At 67.4% G+C, this 16,062-nt stretch carries 14 protein-coding genes; 7 read left to right on the forward strand and 7 right to left on the reverse strand.

Annotated elements, in window-relative coordinates:
• The first annotated feature begins 18 nt into the window (after positions 1–18).
• Positions 19–2,631, forward strand: coding sequence for a M1 family metallopeptidase (locus AC1DX2_RS16780; RefSeq protein ID WP_477197492.1), 2,613 nt, complete (start codon positions 19–21; stop codon positions 2,629–2,631).
• 63 nt (positions 2,632–2,694) lie between these two features.
• Here the strand turns inward: AC1DX2_RS16780 and AC1DX2_RS16785 are convergent, their stop codons facing one another.
• The 4 genes from AC1DX2_RS16785 to AC1DX2_RS16800 all read right to left on the reverse strand — a co-directional run bounded on the left by AC1DX2_RS16785 (position 2,695) and on the right by AC1DX2_RS16800 (position 6,324).
• On the reverse strand, positions 2,695–4,014 hold the full coding sequence (locus AC1DX2_RS16785) for a tryptophan--tRNA ligase (protein WP_477197493.1): 1,320 nt from the start codon (positions 4,012–4,014) through the stop codon (positions 2,695–2,697).
• A 32-nt stretch (positions 4,015–4,046) separates the two neighbouring features.
• Positions 4,047–4,721 carry a site-2 protease family protein gene (locus tag AC1DX2_RS16790; RefSeq protein ID WP_477197494.1) on the reverse strand — a complete coding sequence of 225 codons (675 nt, stop codon included), beginning with the start codon at positions 4,719–4,721 and terminating at the stop codon, positions 4,047–4,049.
• Between the two features lie 48 nt (positions 4,722–4,769).
• Positions 4,770–5,393: an L-threonylcarbamoyladenylate synthase gene (locus AC1DX2_RS16795; protein ID WP_477197495.1), complete on the reverse strand. Its 624-nt coding sequence runs from the start codon at positions 5,391–5,393 to the stop codon at positions 4,770–4,772.
• A gap of 76 nt (positions 5,394–5,469) precedes the next feature.
• Positions 5,470–6,324, reverse strand: coding sequence for a 3',5'-nucleoside bisphosphate phosphatase (locus AC1DX2_RS16800; protein WP_477197496.1), 855 nt, complete (start codon positions 6,322–6,324; stop codon positions 5,470–5,472).
• Positions 6,325–6,400: 76 nt separating this feature from the next.
• Between AC1DX2_RS16800 and AC1DX2_RS16805 the strand changes: the two genes are divergently transcribed.
• Positions 6,401–7,288, forward strand: coding sequence for a class I SAM-dependent methyltransferase (locus tag AC1DX2_RS16805; protein ID WP_477197497.1), 888 nt, complete (start codon positions 6,401–6,403; stop codon positions 7,286–7,288).
• A 98-nt stretch (positions 7,289–7,386) separates the two neighbouring features.
• Here the strand turns inward: AC1DX2_RS16805 and recJ are convergent, their stop codons facing one another.
• On the reverse strand, positions 7,387–9,096 hold the full coding sequence (gene recJ / locus AC1DX2_RS16810; protein ID WP_477197498.1) for a single-stranded-DNA-specific exonuclease RecJ: 1,710 nt from the start codon (positions 9,094–9,096) through the stop codon (positions 7,387–7,389).
• Positions 9,096–10,034 (reverse strand): phosphoglycerate mutase, encoded by a 939-nt coding sequence (locus AC1DX2_RS16815; protein ID WP_477197499.1) that lies wholly within the window; start codon positions 10,032–10,034, stop codon positions 9,096–9,098. Before AC1DX2_RS16815 ends, recJ begins: the two co-directional genes overlap by 1 nt.
• A 134-nt stretch (positions 10,035–10,168) precedes the next feature.
• Between AC1DX2_RS16815 and AC1DX2_RS16820 the strand changes: the two genes are divergently transcribed.
• From AC1DX2_RS16820 to AC1DX2_RS16830, 3 genes are read left to right on the forward strand one after another with little or no spacing between them, the layout of a single operon-like run.
• Positions 10,169–11,425: a lipoprotein-releasing ABC transporter permease subunit gene (locus AC1DX2_RS16820; RefSeq protein WP_477197715.1), complete on the forward strand. Its 1,257-nt coding sequence runs from the start codon at positions 10,169–10,171 to the stop codon at positions 11,423–11,425.
• Positions 11,418–12,113 carry a lipoprotein-releasing ABC transporter ATP-binding protein LolD gene (gene lolD, locus AC1DX2_RS16825; protein ID WP_477197500.1) on the forward strand — a complete coding sequence of 232 codons (696 nt, stop codon included), beginning with the start codon at positions 11,418–11,420 and terminating at the stop codon, positions 12,111–12,113. The genes AC1DX2_RS16820 and lolD overlap by 8 nt, the downstream gene beginning before the upstream one ends.
• A 49-nt stretch (positions 12,114–12,162) precedes the next feature.
• On the forward strand, positions 12,163–13,404 hold the full coding sequence (locus AC1DX2_RS16830; RefSeq protein ID WP_477197501.1) for a cystathionine gamma-synthase family protein: 1,242 nt from the start codon (positions 12,163–12,165) through the stop codon (positions 13,402–13,404).
• A gap of 354 nt (positions 13,405–13,758) precedes the next feature.
• Here the strand turns inward: AC1DX2_RS16830 and AC1DX2_RS16835 are convergent, their stop codons facing one another.
• Entirely contained in the window at positions 13,759–14,343 is a 585-nt protein-coding gene (locus AC1DX2_RS16835) for a TMEM175 family protein (protein WP_477197502.1), read from the reverse strand.
• 76 nt (positions 14,344–14,419) lie between these two features.
• Here AC1DX2_RS16835 and AC1DX2_RS16840 point away from each other — a divergent pair, with 76 nt between their 5' ends.
• Both AC1DX2_RS16840 and AC1DX2_RS16845 read left to right on the forward strand, forming a co-directional pair.
• Positions 14,420–15,274: a TatD family hydrolase gene (locus AC1DX2_RS16840; RefSeq protein WP_477197503.1), complete on the forward strand. Its 855-nt coding sequence runs from the start codon at positions 14,420–14,422 to the stop codon at positions 15,272–15,274.
• Between the two features lie 8 nt (positions 15,275–15,282).
• Positions 15,283–16,041 carry a spermidine synthase gene (locus tag AC1DX2_RS16845; RefSeq protein WP_477197504.1) on the forward strand — a complete coding sequence of 253 codons (759 nt, stop codon included), beginning with the start codon at positions 15,283–15,285 and terminating at the stop codon, positions 16,039–16,041.
• Positions 16,042–16,062 lie beyond the last annotated feature (21 nt).

The following is a 16,062-nucleotide window of genomic DNA, read 5'->3' on the forward strand; positions in this document are numbered from 1 at the left end:
CCCCCCACGAGGACACAGATGAAGCGTGTTTTTGGTTTTGCATTGTCCTGGCTGCTCGCGCTCAGCGCGGTTGCCGCCACCGACACCTCATCCCTGCCGATGCGCCTGCCGGCGGGCATCAACCCCACCGCCTACCAGCTGGCGCTGACGGTGGACCCCACCCAGCCCACGCACAGCGGCGAAGCCACCATCTCCCTAGATGTGCAAAAGGCCGGCCAGGTGGTGCGGCTCAACGCCCGGGACATCACCATCAGCTCGGCCGTGCTGGAAGCCGGTGGCGCCAAGTTCACCGCCAAGCCCAACCAGCGCACGCCTGACTTGCTGGACCTGGAATTCGACAAGCCCTTCCCCGCCGGCAAGGCCCAGCTGAAGCTGGTGTTCACCGGTCGCATCGAGGACAAGGACAGCGCCGGTCTGTTCCGCCAGAAGGAGGGCAGCGACTGGTATGCCTTCACGCAGTTCGAGGACATCAGCGCCCGGCGTGCCTTCCCGTCGTTCGACGAGCCGAGCTGGAAGACCCCCTTCACGCTGTCGCTGACCATTCCCGAGAAGCTGACCGCCGTGGCCAGCACGCCCATGGTGAAAGAAACGCCGCTGGGCAATGGCCAAAAGCGCGTCGATTTCCTGACCACCAAGCCGCTGCCCACCTACCTGCTGGCCTTCGGCATCGGCCCGTTTGACATCCTGGACGGCGGCACGGCCGGTGCCAAGAAGACGCCGGTGCGCTTCATCACGCCGCGCGGTCGCGGTGCCGAGGCCACTTACGCCGCCAAGATGACGCCGGCCATCATCGACAAGCTGGAAGCCTATTTCGGCATGCCCTACCCGTTCGAGAAGCTGGACGTGATGGCGCTGCCCATCACGTTGAACTTCACCGCCATGGAAAACCCTGGCCTGGTGACCTTCTCGTCGCTCAGCATCCTGTCCAAGCCGGGTGAGGAATCGGTGCGTTTCCGCCGCACGCTGGTGTCGGTGCAGGCGCATGAGCTGGCCCACATGTGGTTTGGCGACTACGTCACCATGGCCTGGTGGGATGACCTGTGGCTGAACGAATCCTTCGCCTCCTGGATGGGCGACAAGATCACCGCGCAGGTGTCGCCCGAGACCGCCGCCGTCAGCACGGTGCCGGGTTCGCGAGCCTGGGCCATGCAGGTGGACCGTTTGCTGTCCACCACCGCCATCCACCAGAAGGTAGCGAGCAACCAAGACCTGAACGGCCAGAACCCCGCCATTCGTTACGGCAAGGGCCAGTCGGTGCTGGCGATGTTCGAAACCTGGATGGGCGAGGCCAAGTTCCAGGCCGGCGTGCGCCGCTACATGGCCAAGCACGCCTGGGCCAACGCCACCGGCGACGACTTTGTGGCCGCCATGACGCAGGGTGATGCCGAGCTGAATGCAGCCTTCAAGAGCTTCATCTACCAGCCCGGCATTCCGCGCCTGAGCGTGTCACTGGTGTGCGACGGCAAGCCGGTGTTGAAGCTCAGCCAGTCACGTTTTCTGCCCAAGGGTGTGCAGGCACCGGGCGCCTCCAAGTGGGGGGTGCCGGTGACGGTGCGCACGCCGGCCGGCACCGCGCAGCTGCTGTTGAAAGAAAGCGCCGGCCAGTTGGCGCTGCCGGGCGACACATGCCCGGCCTGGGTGCAGGCCAATGTCAACGGTTCGGGCTACTACCGCACGGTGTACGCACCTGGCCAGCTGGCCAAGCTGATGGCCACCGCAAACCTGCCGGCCAACGAGCTGCTGGCCGGCCTGGATGACGCGCAGGCGCTGACCGAATCGGGCGACCTGCCGGTGGCTGACGCGCTGGCCATGGCGGCGCGCCAGGCCGCCCACCCGCAGCGCGAGGTGGTGGATGCGGCCCTGACCATCGTCGCCCGCATTGACACCATGGTGGAGCCTGCCGAGCGCCCCGCCTACGCCGCGCTGTGGCAGCGTGCCTATGGCGACAAGGCCCGCAAGCTGGGCCTGCTGGAGCGCCCCGGCGACACCGACGACGACCGGTTGAATCGCAGTAGCTGGGTGGGCCTGATGGCCGACGTGGGCCAGGACAAGCAGCTGCGCGAGCAAGCCAAGGCGCTGGCGCAAAAGTGGCTGCAGGACCGCAGCGCGCTGCCCGCCGCCAACCGCAGCCTGGTGCTGCGCACCGCCGCGCTGGAGGGTGACCGGGCCTACTTTGACGCGCTGGTGAAAGCCGTGCTGAACAACCCCGACCGGCGCGAGCGCGCCGACATCTACGGCGCCCTGGGCAACTTCCGTTCGCCCGAACTGGCCGCGGCCGGCCGCCAGCTGTGGCTGGCGCCTGAGCACGACATCCGCGAAGTGATGAACGCCGCCCGCACCCGCAGCGGCGGCAGTGCGGCGCGCGAGGGCATGTTCACCTTTGTGACCACCAACTTCGACGCGCTGGCCGCGCGCATGTACAAGGACGCGCCGGCCGGCTTCCCGCGCTACTTCATGGGCATGTGCACCACGGCCCAAGCCGATGCGGTGGACAAGTTCTTCGGCCCGCTGGCCGGCAAGTACGAAGGCGGCCCTGCCGCGTTGCAGCAGTCGCTGGAGTCCATACGCCTGTGCGCCAGCTACCGCGACACGCAGTACGCCAGCCTGAAGGCCTACCTGGCCCAGCCCTGAGCAGGCCCAGGTCCATGCAAAAGGCCAGCCGCAAGGCTGGCCTTTTTTGTTGCCGGGGCTGCGTTACTGCGCGGCTTCCAGCAACTGCTGCAGTGCTGCCTGCACGTCGGCCGGGCTGACGCCGTCAGGCGGCGGCATGTGGGCTGCGGCGGCCGGGTCGCGCTGCAGTTGCGCGATCATTGCGCCGGCCTCCTTGGGCGCTGCAAAGCCGGGGCTTTGCAGCAGCAGGCGGCCGGTGGCATCGACAAACTTGAAATAAAACTTGCCATCGCTTTCGCGGTACTGCTTGAAGCTGGGCAACGCCGCCTTGGCGGCCTTGGTCGCTTTCGCCGGCCCTGCGGCATCGGCCAGGCTGCGCAGGCCTACGGCGTGGCGCAGCCGGGCGATGAAGGGCTGCGACAGCGCCTGCGCACGCTGGGCGCCCGCCAGCAATATCGCCTCCACCTCGGCCGGGTTGGCCATCAGCGCCTCGTAGCGGGCGCGCAGGGGCGCCACCTCGCGGTCAATGCGCTCGAACAGCGTCTGCTTGGCATCCGCCCACGAGATGCCGGCCGCAAAGGCGGCGCGCAGCGCGGTGGTTTCCTCAGCGCTGGCAAAGGCCTCGTAGATCTGGAACAGCGCCGAGCCTTCCGTCTCCTTGGGCTCGCCGGGCGCGCGTGAATCGGTTTTGATGCCGGCGATCAGCTTGCGCAACTGCTCGCGCGGCGTGAACAGCGGAATGGTGTTGTCGTAGCTTTTGCTCATCTTGCGGCCGTCCAGGCCGGGCAGCAGGGCCACGGTTTCTTCGATGGCCGCCTCGGGCAGCACAAAGTGCTCGCCATAGCGGTGGTTGAAGCTGGCGGCGATGTCGCGCGCCATCTCGATGTGCTGCACCTGGTCGCGCCCCACCGGCACCTTGTGGGCGTTGAACATCAGGATGTCCGCCGCCATCAGCACCGGGTACATGAACAGGCCGGCGGTGACATCCGCATCGGTGTCGGCACCGGCGGCCACGTTCTTGTCCACCGCCGCCTTGTAGGCGTGTGCCCGGTTGAGCACGCCTTTGCCGGTGACGCAGGTCAGCAGCCAGGTCAGCTCCGGAATGCCGGCGATGTCGGACTGGCGGTAAAACACCACGTGCGCAGGGTTCAGCCCCAGCGCCAGCCAGCAGGCCGCGATTTCCAGCGTGGAGCGGCGCACGCGCTCGGGATCATCGGTCTTGATCAGCGCGTGGTAGTCGGCCAGGAAATAGAAATGTTCGGTGCCGGCGGTCCGGCTGGCCTGCACGGCCGGGCGCAGCGCGCCCACGTAATTGCCCAGGTGGGGCATGCCGGAGGGGGTGACACCGGTGAGGAAGCGTGTGACTGGCGGGGTGGGGCGCAATGTGACGGACGAGGAGCTCATGGGCCAATTTTAGGCCCGATGCCTGCGCTGGCTCAGCCCAGCAACAGCCGCCACGGCAGCGCGGCGATACCGACCACGAATTCGCCCAGGCCCATCATGGGGCGCATCCACAGGTCCAGCAGGTTCACCGGCGTGTAGCGGCCGATCACGATCAGACCCAGCACGATGAAGATGCCCCAGGGCTCCACACGGGAGACGGCGATGGCCTGCCGCATGGGCAGCAGCCCCACCAGCACCCGCCCGCCGTCCAGCGGCGGCAGCGGAAACAGGTTGAAGGCGAACATGCCCATGTTGACCAGCAGGCCGGCCTGGCACATCAGCAGGAAGAAGGCCTCTTGCGTGCCCAGTTTGTGCAGCAGCACCAGTAACATGACCCAAAACAGCGCCATCACCAGGTTGGCCAGCGGGCCAGCCAGCGCCACCCAGACCATCTGCTGCTTGGGCTTGTGCAGGTTGCCAAAACGGACTGGCACCGGCTTGGCGTAACCGAACGGGATGCCGATACTGAGGTACAGCAACAACGGCATCACGATGGTGCCCATCAGGTCGATGTGCTTGAAGGGGTTCAGCGTGACCCGCCCCAGCCGCCAGGCGGTGTCGTCGCCGAAATGGCGCGCCACGTAACCGTGGGCCGCCTCGTGCACGGTGATAGCGAACAGCACCGGCAGGGCGAAGATCAGGATGTTCTGGATGACTTGGGAGTCCACGGCGTTGACTTATTGTTGGCGTACGGTTGGGCAAAGGGTTGGCGGGTCTCACAGCCCCAGCGCTTCCAGCGGCCCGGCGCCTTCGCGCACCACCACCGGCTCGTCGCCGGTGAAATCGACCACGGTGGTGGCCTGGCGCGGACAGGCGCCGGCGTCCAGCACGCCGGCGATCTGGCGTTCGTAGCGCTCGCGTATCAGTTGCGCGTCGTTCAGCGGCTCGGTCTCACCGGGGGCGATCAGCGTGGTGGCGAGCAGCGGCGCATTGTGCAGCGCCAGCAGCTCTTGCAAGGCCTTGTGGCGGGGCACGCGCAGCCCAATGGTCTTGCGCTGCGGGTGCGACAGGCGGCGCGGCACCTCCTTGGAAGCCTCCAGGATGAAGGTGTAGGGCCCGGGCGTGGCGGATTTCAGCAGCCGGTACTGGCGGTTGTCCACCCGCGCGTAGTTGGCCAGCTCGCTCAAGTCGCGGCACAGCAGCGTCAGGTGGTGCTTGTCGTCGACGCCGCGTATGCGCCGCAGGGTGTCGGCGGCGGTTTTGTCGTCCAGGTGGCAGGCCAGGGCGTAGCTGGAGTCGGTGGGCAGCGCCAGCACGCCGCCCTGGTCCAGCAGCGCCACGGCCTGCTTCAGCAGCCGCGCCTGCGGGTTGTCGGGGTGGATGTCAAAGTACTGGGCCATGGGGATTCAGTTGGGGGCGAAGCCGGGCAAAGCAAGCACAGCCGCGCCGCTGCGGCAACAGGGAACGGACATGGGTTTACTGGATGCGCCCGGCCAGCAACTGCCACACGGGCGTCAGCTTGTCGGAGAGTGGCGGCAAGGTGCCCAGGTCGACATGGCTTTCGGTAGGGCTGTGGAAATCGCTGCCGCGCGAGGCTGCCAGGCCAAACTCCAGTGCCGCGTCGCCATAGGTGATGTATTCGGCCGGCGTGTGGCTGCCGGTCACCACCTCCAGCCCTTGGCCGCCATGGGCCTTGAATTCGCTGAACAGCGCGTATTCCTCGTTGGCGGTGAACTTGTAGCGCGCCGGGTGCGCCACCACCGCCAAGCCGCCGGCCTCGGTGATCCATCGCACCGCGTCGGCCAACGTGGCCCAGCGGTGCGGCACAAAGCCGGGCTTGCCCTCGGTCAGGTACTTGCGGAACACGTCGCCGGTTTCCTTGCACACGCCGCTTTCGACCAGAAAACGGGCGAAATGGGTGCGCGAAATCAATTCGGGGTTGCCCACATACTTCAGCGCGCCCTCGTAGGCGTCGTGTATGCCCACCTTGGCCAGGCCGTCGGACATTTCTTGCGCCCGCTGGCCACGCCCGCCACGGGTCTGCCGCAGGCCTTGGGCCAAATTGCTGTCGTCGGCGTCGAAACCCAGGCCCACGATGTGCACGGTCTGGCCGGCAAAGGTGACGGAGATCTCCACGCCGGTCAGGTAACGCATGCCCAGCGCCTTGGCGGCGGCGGCGGCGCGGTGCTGGCCGCCGATCTCGTCGTGGTCGGTCAGCGACCACAATTGCACGCCGTTGGCATGGGCGCGCGTGGCCAGGGCCTCGGGCGTCAGGGTGCCGTCTGACACAACGGAGTGGCAGTGCAGGTCGGCGTTCAGGATGGAGGGCACCGGCTGATTTTACCTGGGCACCCAAAACCAGCCGACAAAAGAGGCTACAGTGGCGGACAACAACCCCCCGCTCACCATGCTTGACGCCATCCCGCGAAGTCTCACGGCCGACGAATCCACGCTGGGCCAGTACATCCCGCCGATCTACCACTACAACATGCTCAATGACCAGGCGCGCATGGGCGCCTTTGAGCAGGCGATTCAACTGGTGGTGCAGCCCGGCGACCAGGTGCTGGAACTGGGTGGCGGCACCGCTGTGCTGTCCTGGTTCGCGGCACGCTGCGGCGCCAGCGTGCTGTGCGTGGAGCGCAACCCGGCGCTGGTGGCGCAGGCCCGGCGCTTCCTGGCCATGAACCCCCATGGGGAGCGCGTCACGGTGGTGGAAGCTGATGCCATGGACTACCTGCCGCCGCATCCGGTGCAGGTGGTGGTGTGCGAGATGCTGCACGTGGGCATGCTGCGCGAGAAGCAACTTGCCGTCATCGAGGGTTTCAAGCAGCGCTACCTGGCGCGCTTTGGTGCGCCATTGCCGCGTTTTGTGCCCGAGGCCTATTTCAACGCGGTGCAGCCGGTGGCCCAGGCGTATGACTTCCATGGCTACCGGGCGCCTGTGCCGCTGTTCCAAGACCCGCTGACCCAGCAGCCGCGCACCGTGCAAATGGGCATGCCGATGATCTACCAGCACGGCAGCTACGAGCAGCCGCTGGCCATGGACTGCGGCTGGCAGGGCGAGCTGATCTTTTCCCAGACCGGCGAGGTCAACGCGCTGCGTTTCATCACCAAGAATGTGGTGGCGGTGGACCTGGCGGGCCAGCGCAGTGTGGATTGGTTCAACCAGTACCTGGTGGTGCCGCTGGTGCAGACCGTGCCGGTGCGGCCAGGCGACAAGGCCCTGGTGCGCTTTGCCTACCGCGCCGGTGATGCGGTGGAGGTGCTGCAGCCGGAGCTTGAACTGCTGGGTTGACGTGCGGAGCGTAGGGGTTGTTTTGCCGCCGGGCCGCCCCAAGGCAAAACGTGGCCCCCTTGGGGGGCAGCGACGACACGAAGTGCGGAGCGTGGGGGCTATATCTCCGCGCCTTCGATCAGGAACTTTACCTTCCGCACGCCCTGCCACTCGTCCGCATCCAAGCGGAACGCCAGCACCACCCTGCTGGGCAAAGGCTCGGTGTGGCCAAACCAGATGCCGTCCACCGGCTGGCCTTGGTGCTTCAGCTTCAGCGACAGGTGGCGTTCGCCGACGATGCGTTGTGACAGCACCTCCAGCTCCTCGCTGAAGGTGGGCGGCGCGAAGCCCTGGCCCCAGACCTCTTTGTGCAACGTGTCCACCAGGTCCACGCGTCGGTAGTCGGGGTGCAGCGGGCCGTCGGTGTCCATGCGGCGGGTCAGCGTGGCGGCATCCAGCCATTCCTGCGCCACAGCCTGCAAACCGGCCTCGAATTGCTCAAAGCGCTCCTGCGCGATGGTGCAGCCAGCCGCCATCGCATGGCCGCCAAAGCGCAGCAGCACGCCGGGGTGGCGCTTGCTGACCAGGTCCAGCGCGTCGCGCAGGTGAAAGCCGGCAATCGAGCGGCCCGAGCCCTTGAGCTCATGTTCCTTGCCCGGCGCCCTGCTGCGCGCGAACACAAAAGTGGGGCGGTGCAGCTTGTCTTTGATGCGCCCGGCCACGATGCCCACCACGCCTTCATGGAAGTCGGGGTCGAACACGCTGACGGCCGGCGGTGCCTCGCTGCCCTCTAGGAACAGCGTCTCGGCCAGCGCGAAGGCCTGGTCGCGCATGTCGCCTTCGATGTCGCGCCGCTCGCGGTTGATGCCGTCCAGCAACCGGGCCAGCTCATCCGCGCGGGCTGGGTCATCGGTCAGCAGGCATTCAATGCCCAGCGTCATGTCGCTCAGGCGGCCGGCGGCGTTGACGCGCGGGCCCAAGGCAAAGCCGAAGTCAAACGTGGTGGCCGCCTGCGCCTTGCGGCCGCTGGCGGTAAACAGCGCCGCCATGCCGGCCGGCATGGCCTGGGCGCGCACGCGCCTCAACCCTTGCGCCACCAGGCGGCGGTTGTTGGCGTCCAGCTTCACCACGTCGGCCACGGTGCCCAGCGCCACCAGGGGCAGCAGCGCGTCCAGCTTGGGTTGGTTGTCCAGGGTGAAGACGCCGCGCTGGCGCAGCTCGCCGCGCAGCGCCAGCAGCGTGTAGAACATCACCCCCACGCCGGCCATGCTCTTGCTCTGAAAGTCGCAGCCCGGCTGGTTGGGGTTGACGATGACGTCGGCCTCGGGCAACTCGGGGGCCGGCAGGTGGTGGTCGGTCACCAGCACCTGCAGGCCCAGCGCCTTGGCCTGCGCTACCCCTTCCAGGCTGGCGATGCCATTGTCCACGGTGATCAGCACGTCGGCGCCGCTGTCCTTCACGCGGAGGGCAATGGGCGGGGTCAGGCCATAGCCGTCCACCACGCGGTCGGGCACCAGGTAACCCACCCGTTGCGCGCCCAGCATGCGCAGGCCGCGCACGCCCACCGCACAGGCGGTGGCGCCATCGCAGTCGTAGTCGGCCACGACGCACAGCACCTTGTTGGCGGCAATGGCATCGGCCAGCAGCACGGCGGCCTGTTGCACCCCCTTGAGGCCGCTGGGCGGCAGCAGCCGGCCCAAGCCTTCGTCCAGCTCGTCCTTGCTCTGCACGCCGCGCGCGGCGTACAGGCGGGCCAGCAGCGGGTGCACGCCGGCCTGTTCCAGTGCCCAGGCGGCGCGCGGCGGCACATCGCGCACGTTGATCTTCATCACAGCGCCTCCAGCTGGCTCAGCAGCGTGGGCTGGCGCCAACTGCTGGCCAGCTTGGCCAGCCAGCCCTGCCTGGCGGGCTGCCAGGTGCGGGCCTGGCGCTCGCCGCACAGTGTCAGCGTGGCGGCGTGGCCTTGCTCCGTTTGCTGCAGCAGTTGCCGGCATTCCTGCGCATCCAACGCTTGCCAGGCCTGGCGCCAGGCCGGCCAGTCACCGCGCAAAGCCGGTTGGACCAGGCCGCGCGGTGTCAACGGTGCCTCAGCTGCGGCGGGCTGCCAGCCTTCAGGCAGGGCCCCGGCGCCGCTGACCCAGAAGCTGTTCACCGGTGGCAGGCCCTGCTGCTGGCGCGCGTCGGTCAACGGGTGGGTGTAGAGCAGCATCTGCATCTCGCTTTGCAGCCGGCGCAATGTGGTCGCCTGGGTGGCGGCGGGCATCCAGGCGGCGATGTCGCGGCCGGCCACCCGGTCCAGCGAGGCGCTGGGCAGGTCGCGGAACACCTCGCCGCGCGCCAGCCAGCGCGCCGGCGTGTCCAGCGTCAGTGTGATGCCGTCTTCCTCAAAAAAAGGGCGCATCGCCTCCAGCAACGTGCCGGCCTGCGCGGCGTTGAGGTGCAGCTGCTGCGGGTCGCTCATCAGGATGTGGTCGCGCGCCACCTGCCAGCTGGCGGGGGTGATCCAGGCGCAGGCCGTTCCGGGGGGCTCGCCGGCTTGCGTGGCCTGCCAGGCCGCCCAGGGGATGTGGCCATCACGGTCGTCCAGGCCCAGCGCGCGGGCCAGCACCCGCTCGTGGGGGGGTGACCAGCTGCTGGCGTCACCCTGCACACTGTCCACCGGTGCCATGTGGCGCAGCAACTGGGTCAGGTGGGGCAATGGCAAGCCGTCCAATGCGGCGCGGCACCCCGGGTCGTCAGAAAACGCGAACGCGATCAACACATGCATGCAGGCATTGTCCCGCAATGGCCGGGGGGCAGCCGGGGCCACGACGATTTGCCGTCACAATCGGTGACAGTTGGCGTGCCGCCCGGGTGGCCGCGTTCGCGAATAATCGCTTGTCCTGTTTGTTTGGCTTGAAGATGCAGATTCCGTATGAAATGCTGGTGGGTTGGCGCTACACGCGCGCCGGCCGCGGCACGCGGCGCAATGGCTTCATCTCCTTCATCTCCGGGGTGTCCATGCTGGGCATCGCGCTGGGGGTGGCGGCGCTGATCATTGTGCTCAGCGTGATGAACGGCTTCCAGAAGGAGGTGCGCGACCGCATGCTGGGCGTGGTCTCGCACATCGAGATCTACCCGCCCAATGGCACGGCACTGCCTGACCCGGCCAAGACCCTGGCCGAAGCGCGCAGCAACGCGCAGGTGGTGGGTGCCGCCCCCTTCATTGCCGCACAGGCCTTGCTGGCGCGCGGTGAGGACATGAAAGGCGCCATCGTGCGCGGCATCGACCCGGCGCAGGAGCCCCAGGTGACCGACCTGGCCATGAGCCTGAAGGACACGGCATTGGCGCGGCTGAAGGCTGGCGGGTTCGGCATCGTGCTGGGCGGCGAGTTGGCGCGGTCCATGGGCGTGCGTGAGGGAGACAAGGTGACGCTGGTGGCCCCCAGCGGCCAGGTGACGCCGGCCGGTGTGATGCCGCGCCTGAAGCAGATGACGGTGGTCGGCCTGTTCGACTCCGGCCACTACGAGTACGACTCGGCACTGGCCATGGTCCACATTGACGACGCGGCCAAGATTTTCCGCGTCGAGGGCCCCACCGGCCTGCGGCTGAAGTTGCGCGACCTGCAATTGGCGCGCGAAGTGCGGGCCCAATTGGCCGTCAAACTGTCGGGTGAACTGCTGGTGCGCGACTGGACGCAGCAGAACCGCACCTGGTTCTCCGCCGTGCAGTTGGAAAAGCGCATGATGTTCATCATCCTGACGCTGATCGTCGCCGTGGCCGCCTTCAACCTGGTCAGCACGCTGGTGATGACGGTGACCGACAAGCGCGCTGACATCGCCATCCTGCGCACGCTGGGCGCCAGCCCGCGCTCCATCATGGGCGTGTTCGTGGTGCAGGGCGCCATGGTGGGGGTGATAGGCACGCTGTCGGGGCTGCTGCTGGGCCTGGGCATCGCCTACAACATCGACGTCATCGTGCCGGCGCTGGAGCGGCTGCTGAACACCAGCTTCCTGCCGCGCGACATCTATTTGATCAGCCGCATGCCCAGTGACCCGCAGCAGGCCGATATCCTGCCCATCGCGGTGATCTCGCTGGTGCTGGCCTTCCTGGCCACGCTGTACCCCAGTTGGCGCGCCAGCCGCGTCAACCCTGCCGAGGCGCTGCGCTATGAGTGAGGTCAACACCAACAAGGTCGTGCTGCAGGCCCAGGGCTTGGGCAAGCGCTTCACCGAAGGCCCGCTGGACGTGCAAGTGCTGCAGGGCGTGGATTTGCAGGTGCACGCCGGCGAAACGCTGGCCATTGTGGGCGCCTCCGGTTCCGGCAAGAGCACGCTGCTGCACCTGCTGGGCGGGTTGGACGCGCCCAGCAGCGGCAGCGTGACGCTGCACGGCCAGGCGCTGGCGGCGCTGAGCCCGGCCCAGCAGGGCCAGCTTCGCAACCGGCACCTGGGCTTCGTCTACCAATTCCACCACCTGCTGCCCGAGTTCACGGCGCAGGAGAACGTGGCCATGCCGCTGTGGATGCGCCGCATGCCCCGCTCCGAGGCTGCTGCTGTGGCCGCCGACATACTGGCCGCCGTGGGCCTGAAAGAGCGCATGGCGCACCGGCCGTCCGAGTTGTCCGGCGGCGAGCGCCAGCGCGTGGCCATTGCCCGCGCGTTGGTGACGCGACCCGACTGCGTGCTGGCCGACGAGCCCACCGGCAACCTGGACCGCGGCACGTCTGACGGCGTGTTTGAGCTGATGCTGGAGCTCGCCCGCGCCCATGGCACGGCTTTTGTACTGGTCACGCACGACGAAGGCCTGGCCGCGCGCTGCCAGCGCCGGCTGCGGTTGGTGCAAGGGCAATTGAGGCCGGAATAAAATAAGGCCAACACGCTGGCCACAACGTGCACGGCGCTCGATTGAACCTATGACGGACCCCACAACCACCGGTTTCACCACCGACATCGTGCACGGCGACCGGCGCTTCGGCGCCGAGCATGGCGCCACGCGCAAGCCCATCCACAGTTCGGTGCAGTATGGGTTTGAGCGCGTGGAAGACCTGATAGGCGTGTTCCAGGGCACGCTCAAAGGCGGCTTCAACTATGCCCGCCAGGGCACACCCACCACCGCCGCGCTGGAGGCCAAGATCACGCAGATGGAGCAGGGCCTGGGCTCGGTGTGCTTTGCCACCGGCATGGCCGCCATCAGCGCCATCTTCTTCACCTTGCTGCGCGCCGGTGACCACATCGTCTCCAGCCGCTACGTGTTTGGCAACACCAACAGCCTGTTTGGCACGCTGCGCGACCTCAGCGTGGGTGTGGCCATGGTGGACGCCACGGCCGTGGCCAATGTGGAGGCCGCCATCCTGCCGCGCACCCGCATGGTGTTCGTCGAAACCGTAGCCAACCCCGGCACCCAGGTGCCCGACCTGGTGGCCATTGGCGAGCTGTGCCGCCACCGTGGGCTGCTGTTCGTGGTGGACAACACCATCACCTCACCGGTGCTGTTCCGCCCCAAGGCGGTGGGCGCCGGGCTGGTGGTCAACTCGCTGACCAAGACCATTGCCGGCCACGGCGCGGCGCTGGGCGGCGCTGTCACCGACACCGGCCTGTTCGACTGGCAGGCCTACCCCAACATCTTCCCCGCCTACCGCAAGGGCGACGCCCGCCAGTGGGGCCTGCAGCAGGTCCGCAAGAAGGGCCTGCGCGACATGGGCGGCTCGCTGTCGTCCGAGCAGGCGCACCAGATTGCGATTGGCGCCGAGACGCTTGCGCTGCGCGTGGCGCACAGCAGTGCCACCGCGCTGGCGTTGGCCAGGTTCCTGGAAGGGCACAAGGCAATCGCCCGCGTCAACTACCCATGGCTGGAAAGCCACCCGCAGCACGCGCTGGCGCGCCAGCTGTTTGGCGCCGGTTCGTGGTTGATGTCCTTCGAGCTGCACGACCTGGACGCCTGCCTGGCCTTCATCAACCGATTGCGCGTGCCCATCACCGCCACCGGCATGGGCGACACCCGCACGCTGATCATCCCGGTGGCGCCCACCATCTTCTGGGAAGCCGGTGCCGAGGTGCGCGCCAGCATGGGCATTGGCGACGGCATGGTGCGGTTGTCCGTGGGGCTGGAAGACAGCGCCGACCTGCTGGCGGATTTCGAGCAGGCGCTGGGTTGAGCATCGCCCTCGAACGCACGGACACAGTGAGACGTCATTGGCGAGATCATGCCGACGCGGCACTCGGCTCCGCGGCTGTCCCCCGGCCCTTCGGGCCTCCTCCTTGATGCCGCTGCGCCGAGTGCCGCATCGACCTGATCGGCGAACCTGGCTTGCATGCTGGTGTTCCCGAATACAAGCGTTGCGTATGCCAATTCACCCGATGTCGCTGGGGTGCGTGACGTAGCGAAATCAAGGAGGAGGGCCGCAGGCCCGGGGGACATTCGCGGAGTCACGCGCACCAGCGGCGTCGGCAGCGAACAAGCCAGGCTCACTTGCACACGCGCATCAGCGGCGTCGGCAACCGCCAACAGATCACCCGCCCTTGTGCACCACGGTGTTCTCGATCCGCCGGTCCGGGATGAACCAGGTCAGCGCCACCAGCACGTACAGCCCCAATGCCAGCTGCGGCCACCAGCAGCCCAGCACGATGGCCAGCAGGTAGATCACCGGGGACAGCTTGCCTTTCCAGTCGCCGCCCACCGCCTTCTTCAGCACCGAGTCCGGCCCTTGCGATTTAATGATGGTCTGCTGCAAGATCCAATAGGCGATGGCGGACATGAACAGCACCACGCCGTAGGCCACGGTGGGTGCGCTGGTGAAGTGGTTTTCGCCCATCCAGCCGGTGGTGAAAGGCACCAGCGACAGCCAGAACAGCAGGTGCAGGTTGGCCCACAGCACGCCGCCGGTCACCTGGTGCACGGCGTGCAGCATGTGGTGGTGGTTGTTCCAGTAGATGCCCACGTAGGCGAAGCTCAGCACGTAGCTGAGGAACACCGGCAGCAAGGGCTTCAAGGCGTCCACCGTTTCGCCATGCGGCACCTTCAGCTCCAGCACCATGATGGTGATGATGATCGCCAGCACGCCGTCGCTGAAGGCTTCAAGCCGGGTCTTTCCCATGGGGCGGTGCTCCGAAAACAGTTCAGCAAAAGAATAGCATGGGCGAAGGGCTATCGGCTGGCGGATAGACTTCAGCATGCGCTGGATAGACACCCATTGCCACCTGGACGCGCCCGAGTTCGCGTCCGACCGGCCCGCCATGCGTGCGCGCGCCGCCGCGCAGGGGGTGGTGCATTGCGTGATCCCGGCGGTGGGCGTGGTCAACTTCGACACCGTGCGCGAACTGGCCCATGCCCTGGGCGACAGCTACGCGCTGGGCATACACCCGTTGCTGGTGAAGCAGTCGCGCGACGAGGATTTGCAGGCGCTGGACGAGCAACTGACGGCGCACCGCGACGATCCCCGCCTGGTGGCGGTGGGCGAGATCGGGCTGGATTACTTCATTGAGGAACTGAAGACCGGTCCGCTGGCCCAACGCCAGGAGCATTTCTACCGCGAGCAACTGAAGCTGGCGCGCAGGCATGGCCTGCCAGTGCTGCTTCATGTGCGCCGCTCCGCCGACCGCTTGCTCAAGGGCCTGCGAGACATGGTGGGCCGCGGCGATCAGGGCGAGCGCTGGCACGGCATTGCCCATGCCTTCAACGGCAGCGACCAGCAGGCCCGGGCCTTTGTGGACCTGGGCTTCAAGCTGGGCTTTGGCGGCGCCATGACGTACGAGCGGGCGTTGCAGCTGCGCCATCTGGCTGCCACCTTGCCGTTGGAGACGCTGGTGCTGGAGACCGACGCGCCCGACATCCCGCCGCACTGGCTGTACCGCACCGCAGAGCAGCGCACCGCCGGTGAGCCGCAGGGCCGCAACGAGCCGGCCGAGTTGCCGCGCATCGGGGCCGAGCTGGCCGCGCTGCGCGGCATCACGCCTGACGCCTTGGCCCAGGCCAGCACGGCCAACGCCTGCGCCGCGCTGCCCCGGCTGAGTGCGCTGCTGGTATAAATGCTGCAATGCCACGCAAACCCACCCACGAACTGCCGGAGGTGAATTTCTCCGACGAAGGCCCGCTGCGCCACATGCACTTGGGCAGCATCTGGATACAGGGCTCCATGCTGGTGGACGCGCCGCTGGTGCTGGTGCACGACTACATACAGCGCATGATGGCCTGGCTGCTGTTCGTCGACCCCACCAGCGCCGGCACGCGCCAGGCCATGCAGCTGGGCCTGGGCGCCGGCTCGCTGACCAAGTATTGCAGCAAGGTGTTGCGCATGCGCACCACCGCCATCGAGTTGAACCCTCAGGTACTGGCGGCCTGCCACCACTGGTTCAAGCTGCCGCGCGACAACACCCGGCTGCAGGTGGTGCTGGCCGACGCCGCGCAGGAGATCCAGAAACCCCAATGGTGGGGCACGGTGGACGCCTTGCAGGTGGATTTGTACGACCAGGAGGCCGCCGCGCCGGTGCTGGACAGCGCAGAGTTCTACCAACATTGCCGCCGCCTGCTGACCGAGGACGGCTGCATGACGGTCAACCTGTTTGGCAGCGCGTCCAGCTATCCGCGCAGCGTGGAGAAGATTGCCGCCGCGTTTGGCGAAGATGCGGTCTGGGCCTTCAAGCCCACGCGCGAGGGCAACACCGTGGTACTGGCCCAGCGCCAGGCTGGCGCGCCCAAGCGGGCGCTGATGACGCAGCGCGCCGAATACATTGCCGAGCAATGGGGTTTGCCCGCCGCCAAGTGGTTGCGCATTTTCAAGCCGGTGGCGGCATGAGCGTTGTTGCGCAGACCGTAG

It is taken from the genome of Hylemonella sp. P2_B10, assembly GCF_056404875.1.